This is a genomic window from Massilia sp. LC238, from assembly GCF_000735635.1.
GTDB lineage: Bacteria > Pseudomonadota > Gammaproteobacteria > Burkholderiales > Burkholderiaceae_D > Telluria > Telluria varians.
Genome location: NZ_JNNN01000066.1, coordinates 130,207 through 145,258 on the forward strand (window position 1 = coordinate 130,207; position 15,052 = coordinate 145,258).

Annotated in this window: 12 protein-coding genes; 6 read left to right on the plus strand and 6 right to left on the minus strand. The window is 66.2% G+C overall.

Annotated features, from left to right (window positions below; genetic code table 11):
* The first annotated feature begins 268 nt into the window (after positions 1-268).
* From aceE to lpdA, 3 genes are all read left to right on the plus strand, one after another.
* A complete protein-coding gene (gene aceE, locus FG94_RS18355) occupies positions 269-2,980 on the plus strand; it encodes a pyruvate dehydrogenase (acetyl-transferring), homodimeric type (protein WP_036214526.1) in 2,712 nt (903 codons plus the stop codon).
* A 131-nt stretch (positions 2,981-3,111) separates the two neighbouring features.
* Positions 3,112-4,758 carry a dihydrolipoyllysine-residue acetyltransferase gene (gene aceF / locus FG94_RS18360; RefSeq protein ID WP_036214529.1) on the plus strand — a complete coding sequence of 549 codons (1,647 nt, stop codon included), beginning with the start codon at positions 3,112-3,114 and terminating at the stop codon, positions 4,756-4,758.
* Between the two features lie 10 nt (positions 4,759-4,768).
* Positions 4,769-6,616, plus strand: coding sequence for a dihydrolipoyl dehydrogenase (gene lpdA / locus FG94_RS18365; protein WP_036214532.1), 1,848 nt, complete (start codon positions 4,769-4,771; stop codon positions 6,614-6,616).
* Between the two features lie 179 nt (positions 6,617-6,795).
* Here lpdA and FG94_RS18370 read toward each other — a convergent pair whose 3' ends face one another.
* From FG94_RS18370 to FG94_RS18385, 4 genes are read right to left on the minus strand one after another with little or no spacing between them, the layout of a single operon-like run.
* Positions 6,796-7,563, minus strand: coding sequence for a LytTR family DNA-binding domain-containing protein (locus tag FG94_RS18370; protein WP_036214535.1), 768 nt, complete (start codon positions 7,561-7,563; stop codon positions 6,796-6,798).
* The gene (locus FG94_RS18375) at positions 7,539-8,705 is read right to left on the minus strand and encodes a sensor histidine kinase (RefSeq protein ID WP_051996907.1); all 1,167 of its coding nucleotides are present in this window, start codon (positions 8,703-8,705) and stop codon (positions 7,539-7,541) included. Before FG94_RS18375 ends, FG94_RS18370 begins: the two co-directional genes overlap by 25 nt.
* Positions 8,702-10,174: a carotenoid oxygenase family protein gene (locus FG94_RS18380; RefSeq protein ID WP_036214538.1), complete on the minus strand. Its 1,473-nt coding sequence runs from the start codon at positions 10,172-10,174 to the stop codon at positions 8,702-8,704. The genes FG94_RS18375 and FG94_RS18380 overlap by 4 nt, the downstream gene beginning before the upstream one ends.
* 10 nt (positions 10,175-10,184) lie before the next feature.
* On the minus strand, positions 10,185-10,598 hold the full coding sequence (locus FG94_RS18385) for a DUF2141 domain-containing protein (RefSeq protein WP_081926077.1): 414 nt from the start codon (positions 10,596-10,598) through the stop codon (positions 10,185-10,187).
* Positions 10,599-10,807: 209 nt separating this feature from the next.
* Here FG94_RS18385 and FG94_RS18390 point away from each other — a divergent pair, with 209 nt between their 5' ends.
* Positions 10,808-11,128, plus strand: coding sequence for a hypothetical protein (locus FG94_RS18390; protein WP_036214540.1), 321 nt, complete (start codon positions 10,808-10,810; stop codon positions 11,126-11,128).
* A 67-nt stretch (positions 11,129-11,195) separates the two neighbouring features.
* Here the strand turns inward: FG94_RS18390 and FG94_RS27950 are convergent, their stop codons facing one another.
* Both FG94_RS27950 and FG94_RS18400 read right to left on the minus strand, forming a co-directional pair.
* Positions 11,196-11,381, minus strand: coding sequence for a hypothetical protein (locus tag FG94_RS27950; protein WP_036214543.1), 186 nt, complete (start codon positions 11,379-11,381; stop codon positions 11,196-11,198).
* A gap of 134 nt (positions 11,382-11,515) precedes the next feature.
* Positions 11,516-12,169, minus strand: a complete 654-nt coding sequence (locus FG94_RS18400) for a TetR/AcrR family transcriptional regulator (protein ID WP_036214545.1) — start codon at positions 12,167-12,169, stop codon at positions 11,516-11,518.
* Between the two features lie 114 nt (positions 12,170-12,283).
* Between FG94_RS18400 and FG94_RS18405 the strand changes: the two genes are divergently transcribed.
* Together FG94_RS18405 and FG94_RS18410 are read left to right on the plus strand one after the other, a co-directional pair.
* Positions 12,284-13,432 carry an HlyD family secretion protein gene (locus FG94_RS18405; RefSeq protein ID WP_036214547.1) on the plus strand — a complete coding sequence of 383 codons (1,149 nt, stop codon included), beginning with the start codon at positions 12,284-12,286 and terminating at the stop codon, positions 13,430-13,432.
* Positions 13,433-13,441: 9 nt separating this feature from the next.
* Complete coding sequence (locus tag FG94_RS18410) at positions 13,442-15,046, plus strand: DHA2 family efflux MFS transporter permease subunit (RefSeq protein WP_036214549.1); 1,605 nt, start codon at positions 13,442-13,444, stop codon at positions 15,044-15,046.
* The last annotated feature ends 6 nt before the right edge of the window (positions 15,047-15,052 follow it).

The following is a 15,052-nucleotide window of genomic DNA, read 5'->3' on the forward strand; positions in this document are numbered from 1 at the left end:
AGTATTCGCGGCTTTCTGCCAAAAGGAGGAGGCCGGTCCAGCGCATCGGCGCCGCGCTTCGTTATAGGCTTGATAAGCAGCTTCACTAGGGGAAATTGTGCACTCGCAGCATGGAATTTCACTATATGAAATCACATATCGCAATTTGAAAAAGCCTGAACCCACTGGTAGAATCTAAGAGTTTATTTTCAGATATTTGAAATTTCACCAAATCGCCACCAGCCATTTCACAGGAAGGTCGGGGCGCCAAATCTTAGGAGACGCATTAATGTCAGCTCAACTCGACCAGTTGACGGCACAAGCTGCCAACGACCCCGACACCATCGAAACCCAGGAATGGCTGGATGCGCTGGAGGCGGTGATCGAACATGAAGGCACCGAGCGCGCCCACTACCTGATGGAGCGCATGGTGGACCTGGCGCGCCGCCGCGGCGCCCACATCCCGTTCTCGAGCAACACGGCCTATGTCAACACCATCCCGGCGCACCTGAACGTGAACTGCCCGGGTAACCTGGAATACGAAGAGCGCCTGCGCTCGTGGATGCGCTGGAACGCGATGGCGATGGTGGTCAAGGCCAACCGCGCCGACGGCGACCTGGGCGGCCACATCTCCTCCTTCGCCTCGCTGGCGAACATGCTGGGCATCGGCTTCAACCACTTCTGGCACGCCCCGACCGAAGAGCACGGCGGCGACCTGCTGTACATCCAGGGCCACTCCTCGCCGGGCATCTATGCGCGCGCCTTCCTGGAAGGCCGCATCTCGGAAGAGCAGCTGCTGAACTTCCGCCGCGAAGTCGACGGCAAGGGCCTGTCGTCCTACCCGCACCCGAAACTGATGCCGGACTTCTGGCAGTTCCCGACCGTGTCGATGGGCCTGGGCCCCCTGATGGCGATCTACCAGGCGCGCTTCCTGAAGTACCTGCACGCACGCGGCATTGCCAACACCGAGAACCGCAAGGTCTGGGTCTTCTGCGGCGACGGCGAGATGGACGAGCCGGAATCGATGGGCGCGATCGGCATGGCCGCGCGCGAGCGCCTCGACAACCTGGTCATGGTCGTCAACTGCAACCTGCAGCGCCTGGACGGTCCGGTGCGCGGCAACGGCAAGATCATCCAGGAACTGGAAGCCGATTTCCGCGGCGCCGGCTGGAACGTGGTCAAGGTCATCTGGGGCTCGCAGTGGGATGCCCTGCTGTCGAAGGACAAGGACGGCATCCTGCAGCGCGTGATGATGGAAACCGTCGACGGCGAATACCAGAACTACAAGGCCAAGGACGGCGCCTACGTGCGCAAGCACTTCTTCGGCAAGCACCCGGAGCTGCTGAAGATGGTCGCCAACATGAGCGACGACGACATCTGGCGCCTGACCCGCGGCGGCCACGACCCGCACAAGATCTACGCCGCGTTCAAGAACGCCCAGGAGAACAAGGGTTCGCCGACCGTGCTGCTGGTGAAGACCGTCAAGGGCTTCGGCATGGGCAAGTCGGGCGAGGCGCGCAACACCGCGCACCAGACCAAGAAGCTGGACGACGCCGCGATCCGCGAGATGCGCGACCGCTTCGCCATCCCGATCCCGGACGACAAGCTGGCCGAGATCCCGTTCTTCAAGCCATCCGACGACGCGCCGGAAATGCAGTACCTGCACGAGCGCCGCAAGGCCCTGGGCGGCTACCTGCCGCAGCGCCGCGCCAAGGCGGATGAAAACCTGGTGGTGCCGGCACTCGAGACCTTCAAGTCCGTGCTCGAGCCGACCGCGGAAGGCCGCGAGATCTCGACCACCCAGTCCTACGTGCGCGTCATCACCAGCCTGCTGAAGGACCCGAGCATCGGCCAGCGCATCGTGCCGATCCTGGTCGACGAATCGCGTACCTTCGGCATGGAAGGCCTGTTCCGCCAGATCGGCATCTTCAACCAGCAGGGCCAGCTGTACGAGCCGGTCGACCGCGACCAGGTGATGTACTACCGTGAAGACAAGGCCGGCCAGATCCTGCAGGAAGGTATCAACGAAGCGGGCGGCATGAGCTCGTGGATCGCCGCGGCGACCTCGTACTCGTCGAACAACCGCACCATGATCCCGTTCTACACCTTCTACTCGATGTTCGGCATGCAGCGCGTGGGCGACCTGGTCTGGCTGGCCGGCGACATCCGTGCGCGCGGCTTCCTGATGGGCGGCACCGCCGGCCGCACCACGCTGAACGGCGAGGGCCTGCAGCACGAGGACGGCCACAGCCACATCATCGCGGCCACGGTCCCGAACTGCATCCCTTACGACCCGACCTTCGGCCATGAAGTGGCGGTGATCATCCAGGACGGCCTGCGCCGCATGGTGCAGGAGCAGGAAGATGTGTTCTATTACATCACCATCATGAACGAGAACTATGCCCACCCGGGCCTGAAGCCGGGCCAGGAAGAGGGCATCCTGAAGGGCATGTACCTGCTGCAGGAAGGCGCTGCGATCGAAGGCAGCAAGGACAGCGCGAAGCGCGTCCAGCTGATCGGTTGCGGCACCATCCTGCGCGAGTCGATCTTCGCGGCAGAGCTGCTGAAGAACGACTGGGGCGTCGATGCGGACGTCTGGTCGGCTCCGTCGCTGACGCTGCTGGCCAGGGACGGCCAGGATTGCGAGCGCTGGAACATGGTGAACCCGGACGCCGAGCAGCGCGTGCCCTACGTGACCTCGCTGATGCAGAACACCGCCGGCCCGATCGTCGCGACCACCGACTACATGCGCCTGTTCGCCGAGCAGATCCGCGGCTTCATGCCGAAGGACCGCACCTACAAGGTGCTGGGTACCGACGGCTTCGGCCGCTCGGATTCGCGCGTCAAGCTGCGCGAGTTCTTCGAGGTGAACCGTTACTACATCACCGTGGCATCGCTGCGCGCCCTGGCCGACGAAGGCAAGATCGACCGCGCCGTCGTGAGCCAGGCGATCCAGAAGTACGGCATCGACCAGAACAAGCCGAATCCTGTGACCCAGTAAATGCTCACGAGACCCGTCGTTCCGGCGAAGGCCGGAACCTAAGTTTGCATGAACGCTACGAACTTGGGTCCCGGCCTGCGCCGGGACGACGGTCTTGAAGCTAACTCGAATAAAAATTTGGAGCTAACACTATGAGCATTGTGGAAGTCAAAGTCCCCGATATCGGCGACTTCAAGGAAGTGGAAGTCATCGAGCTGATGGTCAAGCCGGGCGACACCATCAAGGTCGACCAGTCGCTGGTCACCGTCGAGTCGGACAAGGCCAGCATGGAAATCCCGTCGAGCCACGCCGGCGTCGTGAAGGAAATCAAGGTCAAGGTCGGCGACAAGGTTGCCGAAGGTTCGCTGGTGCTGCTGCTGGAAGAAGCCGGCGGCGCCGCTGCTGCGCCCGCCGCTGAAGCTGCCGCGCCGGCGCCTGCCGCCGCCGCACCGGCCGCCGAAGCCGCACCGGCGCCGGCCGCCGCCCCTGCCGCAGCGGGCGGTATCGTCGAAGTCACGGTGCCGGACATCGGCGACTTCAAGGAAGTCGAAGTCATCGAACTGATGGTCAAGCCGGGCGACCAGATCAAGGTCGACCAGTCCCTGATCACGGTCGAATCGGACAAGGCGAGCATGGAGATCCCGTCCAGCCACGCCGGCACTGTCAAGGAACTGAAGGTCAAGGTCGGCGACAAGGTCGCCAAGGGTTCGCTGGTGCTGCTGGTGGAAGCCACCGGCGGCGCGCCGGCTGCCGCACCTGCAGCCGCTGCCCCGGCCCCTGCCGCGGCCCCGGCCGCCGCTGCTGCGCCTGCGCCTGCGGCAGCCGCTCCGGCGCCTGCCGCAGCCGCCCCGGCACAGGGCGTGACCGGCTCGAAAGCCCACGCCTCGCCGTCGATCCGCAAGTTCGCCCGCGAACTGGGCGTGGACCTGGCGCGCGTGCCGGGCACCGGCCCGAAAGGCCGCATCACCCAGCAGGACGTGCAGAACTTTGTCAAGGGCGTGATGGCTGCCGGTCCGACCGCCGCGGCACCGTCGAAGGGTGGTTCGGGCGGCGGCATGGAAGTGCTGGCCTGGCCGTCGCTGGACTTCTCGAAGTTCGGTCCGACCGAGACCGTGGCCCTGCCGCGCATCAAGAAGATCTCCGGCCCGAACCTGCACCGCAACTGGGTCATGATCCCGCACGTGACCCACTTCGAGGACGCCGACGTCACCGACCTGGAGCAGTTCCGCGTCGATTCGAACGCCGCGCTGGCCAAGCAGAAGTCGACCGTCAAGCTGACCATGCTGGCCTTCGTGATCAAGGCCTCGGTTGCGGCACTGAAGAAGTTCCCGCAATTTAACTCGTCGCTGTCGGAAGACGGCGCCAGCCTGATCGTCAAGCAGTACTACAACATCGGCTTCGCGGCCGATACCCCGAACGGCCTGGTGGTCCCGGTCGTGAAGGATGCCGACAAGAAGACCATCTCGCAGATCGCCGTCGAAATGGGCGAGCTCTCCGCACAGGCACGCGACGGCAAGCTGAGCCCGAGCGCGATGCAGGGCGCGACCTTCACCATCTCGTCGCTGGGCGGCATCGGTGGCACGGCCTTCACGCCGATCATCAATGCGCCGGAAGTGGCGATCCTGGGCCTGTCGAAGTCGGCGATGAAGCCGGTGTGGGACGGTTCCACCTTCCAGCCGCGCCTGATGCTGCCGCTGTCGCTGTCCTACGACCACCGCGTGATCGATGGCGCCGGCGCCGCGCGCTTCGCCGCCTACCTGGCGGACGTGCTGGCCGACCTGCGCAAGACCCTTCTGTAAGGAGCGCCGAATGAGCACTGTTGAGGTAAAAGTACCGAACATCGGCGACTTCAAAAACGTCGAGATCATCGAACTGCTGGTCAAGCCGGGCGACACCATCAAGGTCGACCAGTCCCTGGTGACCGTCGAGTCGGACAAGGCCAGCATGGAGATCCCGTCGACCAACGCCGGCGTGGTCAAGGAAGTCAAAGTGAAGGTCGGCGACAAGGTGAACGAAGGTTCGCTGCTGCTGATGGTCGAGGAATCCGGGGCGGGCGCAGCTGCACCTGCAGCACCCGCAGCCAGCGACAAGCCTGCCGCCCAGATCGGCGCGCAGGCTGCCGCCCCGACCGCGGCCACGGCCCCGACCGATTCGTACGCACCGGCCCATCCGGCGCCGGCGGCGACGCCAAGCGCCGCCCCGGCGCCGGGCGCGGCAAGCTACAGCGGCCCGGTCGACATCGAATGCGAGATGATGGTGCTGGGCGCCGGTCCTGGCGGCTACTCGGCCGCCTTCCGCGCGGCCGACCTGGGCATGAACACCGTGCTGGTCGAGAAGTACGCGACCCTGGGCGGCGTCTGCCTGAACGTGGGCTGCATCCCGTCCAAGGCGCTGCTGCACGTGGCGCACATCATGGACGAGACCGCGCACATGGCCGACCTGGGCGTGAGCTTCGCCAAGCCCGACGTCGACATCGACAAGCTGCGCGCCTACAAGGATGGCGTGATCAAGAAGATGACCGGCGGCCTGAACTTCATGGCCAAGGCGCGCAAGGTCAACGTGGTGCAGGGCGTGGGCCAGTTCCTCAGCCCCAACCACATCGAGGTCACGGCAGCCGACGGCAGCAAGAAGGTCGTCAAGTTCGCCAAGGCGATCATCGCCGCCGGTTCCTCGGTGGTGAAGCTGCCTTTCGTGCCGGAAGATCCGCGCATCGTCGACTCGACCGGCGCGCTGGAACTGCGCCAGGTGCCCAAGCGCATGCTGGTCATCGGCGGCGGCATCATCGGCCTGGAGATGGCAACCGTGTACTCGACCCTGGGTGCGCGCATCGACGTGGTCGAGATGATGGATGGCCTGATGCAGGGCGCCGACCGCGAGGCCGTCAAGGTCTGGCAGAAGTACAATGCGCACCGCTTCGACAACATCATGTTGAAGACCAAGACCGTCGGCGTGGAAGCGCTGCCGGAAGGGATCAAGGTCTCGTTCGAAGCGGCGGAAGCCGGCGCCACCGCGCCCGAGCCGCAGCTGTACGACCTGGTGCTGGTGGCCGTCGGCCGCAGCCCGAACGGCAAGAAGATCGCCGCCGAGAAGGCCGGCGTGGCCGTGACCGACCGCGGCTTCATCGGCGTGGACGGCCAGATGCGCACCAACGTGCCGCACATCTTCGCCATCGGCGACCTGGTGGGCCAGCCGATGCTGGCGCACAAGGCGGTCCACGAAGCGCACGTGGCGGCCGAAGCGGCGCACGGCGAGAAGGCCTTCTTCGATGCCAAGGTGATCCCGTCGGTGGCCTACACCGATCCGGAAGTCGCGTGGGTCGGCCTGACCGAGGACGAAGCCAAGCAGAAAGGCATCGCGGTCGAAAAGGGCCACTTCCCGTGGAACGCCAGCGGCCGCGCGGTCGCCAACGGCCGCGACGAGGGCTTCACCAAGCTGCTGTTCGACAAGGAAACCAAGCGCATCATCGGCGGCACCATCGTCGGCACCAATGCCGGCGACATGATCGGCGAAGTGGCGCTGGCCATCGAGATGGGCGCGGACGGCGTGGACATCGGCAAGACCATCCACCCGCACCCGACCCTGGGCGAATCGATCGGCATGGCGGCGGAAGCCTACAAGGGCGTCTGCACCGACCTGCCGCCGGCACGCAAGAAGTAATCTGCCCCGGCATGCACGAAAAGCGGAACCTCGCCGGTTCCGCTTTTTTTTTGCCCTCCCAGCGGGGTCAGGTCTGACAAACGGACACGACCTCAACAGCACGAATGCGGCAAACCCGCATGTCAAGGCTGAGCCCGTGTCCAAATGTCAGACCTGACCCTCGGGTTATGACCCTCGGGTTACATCTGCCTGAACAGGTCCACGTAATTCCGGCTCACCACCAGCTGCTCGTCGCGCCCCTTGAGCCGCACGTGCAAGCGCCCGCGAAAGTCGGTCCGGGTGCCGGCCACGTGGCGCGCCGCGACGATCACGCCGCGGTGGATCTGCCAGAACTGCTGCGGGTCGAGCTGTTCCTTCAGCTTGCTCAGCGGCGTGCGGATCAGGCTTTCGCCATCCGCCAGATACACGCTGGTGTACTTGTCGTTGCTCTGGAAGTAGATCACTTCGTCGATAGCGATCAAGCGCGTTTCCTGGCCCTTGGCCGCGCGGATCCATTGGAGCGGGGCCGGCGCCGCCACGCCCAGCTGGCGCAGCAGGGCCTGCAGGGCGTCGGCCGCAGGCGCCGGGGCGGGCGTGGCAAGCGCAGCCTTCAGCCGCGCCACCGTGCGCGACAGGCGTTCCAGCCCGATCGGCTTGAGCAGGTAGTCGAACGCCGCGTGCTCGAAGGCTTGCAGGGTGTAGTGATCGTAGGCCGTGGTGAACACCACATGCGGCGGCTTGCTGCCGGTGCACAGGCGTGCCGCCAGCTCGATGCCGTTCAGGCCGGGCATCTGGATGTCGAGGAAGACCACGTGCGGCGCCAGCTCGTCGATCAGCGCCAGGGCCTGCACCCCGTTGGCCGCGCGCGTGACGCGCAGTTCGGGCCAGGCGGCGGCCAATTGCGACTCCAGGTAGTCGAGCAGGTGCGGCTCATCGTCCGCGATCAGGGCGTGGGGATGGTCGTGCATGGTTCCAGGACGGGAAGCTGCAGGCGCGCGCTGACGCCGCCGGCGGGGTTTTCGATGAGCCGCAGGCTGGCTGCGGAGCCGTACAGCTGGTGCAGGCGTTCGCGCAGGTTGGACAGGCCGACGCCACCGCCGGGGCGGGGAGGCAGCATGCGCAGCCCGAGGCCGGTGTCGCACACGTCGATGCACAGCAGGCCGCCGTCCGGGTGGGCGCGCAGCACGATGTCGCCGCCTTCCAGCTTGGGCTCGATGCCGTGCATGACCGCGTTCTCGACCAGCGGCTGCAGCAGCATCGGGGCGATCGGCAACTGATCGATGCCGGGGGCGATCTCGAAGCGCCAGCGCAGGCGGCCTTCCAGGCGCACGCCGAGCACGTCGAGATAGGCGCGCGCCAGCTCGAGTTCACCCTGCAGGGTCGCATGCTCGGCGCGGCTGGCCGACAGGCTGGCGCGCAGGTAGTCGATGAAGCGCTCCAGCATGCGGCGCGCCTTGGCCGGCTGGCTGTCGATCAGGCCGACGACATTGGCCAGCGTGTTGTACAGGAAGTGCGGCTCGATCTGGGCCTGCAGCGCGCGCAGGCGCGCCTCGGCCACCAGCATCCCGGCGGCCGCGATCTGCTCCTGCTGGCGCGCCGCCTCCGCTTCGCGCCGGGTGCGCCGCTCGCCGGCCGCCAGCACCAGGATCATCAAGCCGGCGGTGATCAGGGCAAAGGCCAGCAGGAACACAAGGGCCGTGCTGTGCTGGAAAAAGCGCAGCGGGTTGGTGCCGACGAACAAGGCATTGCCCAAGGGAATGCCGATCACGCTGGCGACAGCGATCGCCAGCAGCTGGGCAGCGCGGAACAGCCGGAGGTTCGTGCGCGGCAGATGGCTTTCCAGCAGGTGCAGCGCCGCGTGGATCATGAAGCCGATCAGGTTGCTGATGACCAGGGTGGCCAGCAGCAGGCGCGTGAAAGGCAGGTCCCCGCGGCCAAAGAAGCGTTGCAGCACCGTCAGCGCCAGCGCCAGCATGCTGCTCCAGATCGCCGTGTACAGCAGGTCGCGGGCGAGCGAGGGCGGCCAGCGCCGGAACCAGGGAATCAGTTCCAGCGGATGGTTGCGGTCGCGCACCGTCTTGCCGCGCTTTTCTAGGTGAACATTGATCATGCTGATAAGAAATTACCATGAAAGCAGTGTGGTGTGCGATAGGGCAGCCGGGCCAGGGCCAACGGCCCGGCATTCACCCGTGCCGCATCGAACACGCACAACACCCCCACGCCCCGGCGCAGGTCCTGGGCCACGCCGACCAGGTAGCCGTCGGTCTCGGAGCGCGCATTGCGGCGCGGCACCAGCACGTGTTCCTCGACCTGCCAGCCGGCGCCGAAGCGGTAGGCGTCCACCTTGCCGCTGTCGGTATCGACCAGGTTGACCGAGTTCAGCAGCGCGTCACCACCCAGCAGCACCAGCTTGCGATGGCGGCTTCCGACCGACTGCGGCGCCACGCGCGGAAATTCGCTCGCGCCGAACAGGCGGCTGATGCGGGCCTGGCCCGACGCATGATCGAGGCAGATCTGCACCGCTTCGCTGCGCGAGCGGGTCTGGCGTGCGCCGGCCATCAGGTCGCCGAGTTCGCCCAGCACGTCGCCTTCGTGCAGCACCGCGTCGAAGCGGGTGCAGGCGCCGTCCTCCCAGGCATTCCCGAAGTGAAACACCATGCGCGGCGGCAGTTCGAACACCTGGCGCACCGTGAGGCTGTCCTTGGCCACCACCACGGCGCGCAGCGGACGCGCAGACGGTCCGCTTCCGGCCCAGGCGTGGCGTTCGGCGAAACTCATGTCCTTGCCGGGCTTGAGGTCGTAAGGCGGGACCAGGAAGACGAGGTGGCGGGCGCTGACGGCGAAGTCGTGCACCATGGCCTGCCCGGGTACGTCGATCAGCGCGCTGCGCAGGACCTGGCCATCGGCGCTAATCTGGTAGAGCGCGATCCGGCCGGAGCCGGGCAGGGCGCCGAAATTCCACATGCCACCCTGTGGATCGCACTTCGGATGGGCCGAGAAGGGCATGGCGCGCAGGTCCGCGCGCCAGGTCTGGATGCCCCGGGTTGCCAGCGTCTCCGGATCGACTTCGATGGCCGAGCCGCCTTCCCAGAGCGCATACACGCGGCCGTTGAAGGGCAGCAGGTTGGTATTGGCCGCATTCAGGCTGTCGTTGTCGCGAAATCCGCGGCGCGCCACCCAGGTGCCGAAGGACGGGTAGAGGAATTGCCCGGCCCGGGTCTCGTCCAGGTAGCGCCGCGTCTCGACGAAGCGGCCCTGGTGCCGGACCTTGCCGCCGGCAATGGTCCAGCGCTGGGCGAAACCGTCGCCGTCGAACCAGTGGTGGTAGCGCTCGCCGCCCAGCTCGAAGCGGCCAGGGCCGTTGCGGTAGAAGCTGCCCTGCAGGTCGGCGGGAAGGCGTCCGCTGACCGTCGCGTCGCCGGCCTGGCTGCCGACGGTGTCCGCGTAGACGGCCAGTGCCGGGTCGCTTGCCAGGGCGGCGTGGAAGCGGCGCCGGGTTTCCTGGTCGGCACGCACCCTGCCGGCCGGCGCGAGCGCACCCAGGCTCAGCCCGGCTTCGATAAAACGGCGGCGGTCCATGGCGGCTCCTTCAGCGCAGGCTGATGGTGGCGGTGGCGCCGGCCGGCGGCAGGCTGAATTTCACCTGCGCGAATGTTGGTGGTCCCATATTGCCGAGGGCATTGTTGCTGAAAGCATGGTCTTCCGACGGGATGCCCATGGCGTTGCTGTCCATCTTGCCGTTGTCGTTGGCATCGTGAAACAAGGCGATGCCATAGTCGCCCGCCGGCAAGTCCTTGATCACCAGGTCTACCGCGCCGGCCGCGGCAGCCAGCCGGGCAGCCCTGGCCGGGCGCTTCAGGAAGCTGTCGGCCGAATCATAGAGTGCGACCATGATGCTGCCTTGCGCGGACTTGACGTCCTCGATGCGCAGCGTGAGATCGGCGGCGCTGGCGGCGCCGGAAACGAGGAGGACGAGGGCGGCTGCGATACGGATGGCTTGCATGACGGTCTCCATGAGTGGGTTGATGGCCCATTCTGGGGAAGCGGCCAGGGCCGCGCCCGTGCTTGCGACGAAGCTGCAGCGGTGCGGCGCGAATTGCATCCGAATGGCGCGAATTGCGCGGCGCGCTGCCGTATGTACTTGCTATGATGGGAACGTGTGGCGGCGAGCCACTTGCCGCCGGTTGCGTGTCAAGCTACAGGGGGAGTGCCATGGTCGAGTACGGCAATGAATATGTCGGGACGATATTCGTCCTGCCCGAAACGCGCTGCTTCGAGCTCAGGACCACGGTCCATGGGGAGCAGCATCTTGTTCACGGCACCATTACCCAGCAGCTTGCGGCGCGCTTCATGGAAGGGGCGCCGGATTACATCGACCCATGCCAGCTGTCGCTCCAGCCGCGCCGGGTCGAAGTGATGACCCGTGAGATCCATGAACGCCATCGTGCGCCGCGCAAGGTGTATTGCCTGAGCCGGCTGTTCGACTTCGAACCCCAGGCGCAAGGGGCGCCGGCCCCGGCCATGGCCGGCTGAAGCCTGGCAGCCTGGACAAAAAAAAGCCGCCCGGCTTGCGCGGGGCGGCGTTGTGGTGTCCGCTTGGTCAGGTGAACGCGATGAAGCGCTGTGGAATATCGATGCTGCCGGACTGGGCGGCTGCTGCGTAGGCACGCATTTCCTTAACGACCGCTTCCAGCTGTTCGTTGTTCGGATTTTGCAGGAATCCCTTCATACGCTCCTGCAGGGCTGCCTGCTGGTCGCGCCATTCGTAACGGGAAGACTTGCTCATGCTTCCTCCTCGCGGCGAACAGCCGCTGTCGTTTTATTGTTCATGACATCCTCCTTTAATAAGGATGTCAGATTGTCACAAATGCTTGCACCAGGTCGGTGCGATGACGCACAGACCGGTTTTTGACCATATGGTCAAAAAATGCTGCGGTAAAACAACTCTAAACGTTCGGCAAGCATACGCCGCGCCTCCGCGCGCGCTGGCTCGCGCTCCGGGAAGAGATAGCGCACCACCGGGTCGCCGTTGACGCAGGCGATCAGGTGCGCGGGCAGCAGGGCGACCGGCACATCGGGACGCAGCTGGGCACGCACGTCCGGCCGGGCGAAATAACGTTCAAGCATGTCGCGCGTCATGCGCGGCCCCGCCTCGTAAAAGGTCTCGGCCAGCTCGGGATTGCTGCTGGCTTCCGCCATCACCACGCGCTGCAGGATCATCGCGTCCGGCTCGCACAGCATGTCGTAGAAATAGCCGGCGAACTCGTCGATGACCTCGCGGACCGGGCGCTGGTCGACATCCATTTTCCCGACCGGGAAAAAGCGCTCGCGCCGCGCCTGCAGCACGGCCTTGAGCAGGCCGGCCTTGCCGCCGAATTTCACGTAGATGGTACGCACCGCCACCCGCGCCTGGCGCGCGATGGCTTCCAGGCTCACGCCGGCGTAGCCGTGCTTGATGAACAGGCAGCCGGCGGCGTCGATCAGTTCCTGGGTGCGTGCTTCGACCTCCGAGGCCTTGGGGCGGCCGGCGGACTTGGTCGGAGTAGCGGGAACGGGACTGGTGGCTTTCGTCATGGCCTCATTCTAATCCAATAAAAATGAAATGCAACCGTTTCATTTCTTGACTTCGGCCGGACACTGGCAAATAATGCGCATGACCCATTTCATTTTTCATCGGAGTTTGACCCCATGGCAGAATCGCACACCTCGGCCCCGGCTATGCAGCAGGCTGTCCAGACCCCCGCGGCACCGGGCAAGGCGCCGCCCAACAAGCGCGTGCTGGGCGTGGTGGGGCTGATCGCCGTGCTGGCCCTCGGGGCAGGCGGGCGCATGTGGTATCGCAGCCAGCATTACGTGGAAACCGAGAACGCCTACGTCACCGGCCGGGTGCACCCGGTATCGAGCCGCGTGGCCGGCGTGGTCACGCGCGTGCTGGTGGACGACAACCAGCAGGTACAAGCGGGCGAAGTGATCGCCGAGCTGGACCCGGCCGACCACCACGTGCGCGTCGAACAGATCGAGGCGCAGATCGCGAGCGTGGAGCAGCAGATCGCTCAAGCCGATGCCCAGGTGGCGCAGGTGCGCGCCCAGGCCGCCGCGGCCGGGGCCCAGGTCAGGCAGGCCGAGGCCCAGCTGGTGCGCGCGCGCCAGGATGCCGAGCGCTTCGGCCAGCTCTACAACGAGACCATGAAGGCGGTGTCGAAGGCGGAAGTCGATGCCTCCAGCGCCGCGCGCGCCGCTGCCGTCGCCGACGTGGCGGCGCGCCGCGACAGTGCCGGCGCCGCCCAGGCCCAGGTGGCCGCAGCCAGCGCCGGGCGCGACGTGCTGAAGGCCCAGGTCAAGGTGCTGCAGGCCCAGCTCAAGGACGCCCAGCAGCAGCTGGCCTATAACCGCATCGTCGCGCCGGTGCCGGGGCGCGTGGGCAAGCGCAGCGTCGAAGTCGGCGCCCGCGTGCAGCCGGGCCAGCAACTGCTGGCCGTGGTCGAGGACGAGGTCTGGGTCACCGCCAACTTCAAGGAAACCCAGCTGGCCGGCCTGGAGCCGGGCCAGCAGGTCTCGCTCGAAGTCGACGCGCTCCCGGGCAAGCACCTGGTGGGCCGGGTGCACAGCTTCTCGCCGGCCTCGGGCAACCAGTTCGCGCTGCTGCCGGCCGATAACGCGACCGGCAACTTCACCAAGATCGTCCAGCGCGTGCCGGTCAAGATCGTGCTCGACCCAGCCGACGTGAAGAAGTATGCCGGCCGCCTGGTGCCGGGCATGTCGGTCATCGCCGAAGTGGAACTCGGCCAGAAGGTGGCCCGCGGTTCGGATCGCCAGACCGCGGCCGTCGCCCGCTAAGGAAAGACGATGACCAGCCTCACCAAGGCCGCTCCTCCTGGCGCGATGCCGGGAGCGCCGGCCAACGGCGCCCGCATCGACGCGCGCACCTGGATCGCGGTGGCCGCCGGCATGCTGGGCGCCTTCATGGCGGTGCTCGACATCCAGATCACCAACTCCTCGCTGCGCGACATCCTCGGTTCGCTGTCGGCCACCCAGGAAGAGGGCTCGTGGATCTCGACCGCCTACCTGTGCGCCGAGATCGTCGTGATCCCGATGACGGCGCTGTTCACGCGCGCCTTGGGTGCGCGCGCCTACATGATCGGCACCACGGCGCTGTTCCTGCTGTTCTCGACCCTGTGCGGCGCGGCCTGGAACCTGGAAAGCATGATCGTGTTCCGCATGCTGCAGGGCTTCACCGGCGGCGCCCTGATCCCGATGGCGATGACCCTCGTCATGACGCGCCTGCCCGCTTCCAAGCGCGCGGTCGGCATGGCGATCTTCGGCCTCACCGCCACCCTGGCGCCGGCCATGGGCCCGACCCTGGGCGGCTACCTGTCCGAGATCTACGGCTGGCCCTCGATCTTCTACATCAACTGGGTGCCGGGCGTGCTCCTGATCGCCGGCCTGGTGTACGGCATGGACCGCGAAAAGACGAACCTCAAGGCGCTGGTGAACGCGGACTGGCTCGGCATCGGCCTGATGGCCATGGGCCTGGCCTGCCTGACCATCTTCCTGGAAGAGGGCAATTCGAAGGACTGGTTCGAGTCCTCCTTCATCGTCACCTTCGCTTCGCTGTCGCTGGTGGGCATCCTGGGCTGGGTGGCGGTGAGCTTCACCAGACCCGATCCCTTCGTGAACCTGCGCCTCTACGGCCAGCGCAACTTCCTGGTGGCGACCGTGCTGTCGGCGGTGACCGGTATGGGTTTATACGGGTCCTCGTTCCTGCTGCCGCTGTATCTCGGCCAGATCGCGGGCTACACGCCGATGCAGATCGGCGAAGTGATCGCCTGGGTCGGCCTGCCGCAGCTCCTGGTGATGCCCTTCGCGGCGGCGCTGTCCTCGAAAGTGGACAACCGCATCCTGTGTTCCTTCGGCCTGCTGTTGTTCGGCGGCTCCTGCCTGATGAACGCCTTCATGGACGCGACCACAGGCTATGACCAGCTGATGGTGACCCAGGTGATCCGCGCGGTCGGCCAGCCCTTCGTGATGCTGACCCTGTCGAACTTCGCGATGCAGGGCCTGGCGCCGAAGGACATGCCCTCGGCCTCGAGCCTGTTCAACATGACCCGCAACCTGGGCGGCTCGATCGGCATCGCCCTGCTGGCCACGGCGCTGACGGTGCGCGAGCACTTCCACTCGGCGCGCCTGGGCGAGGCGGTGTCGAGCTATGCCCCGGCGACCCAGGCACGCCTGGATGCGCTGACCCAGGGTTTCATTGCCAATGGCATGGACCCGGCCACGGCCGCCGGCCAGGCGCTGGCCGTGGTCGACCGCATCGTGCGGCGCGAGTCCTACGTGATGGCCTACAACGACGGCTTCCTGATTATCGGCATGGTGCTGCTGGGCTGCATCGCCGCGATCTGGCTGGCGGACAAGGTCAAGTCGCCGGGCGGCGCCTCGGGCGCACACTGATAGAGA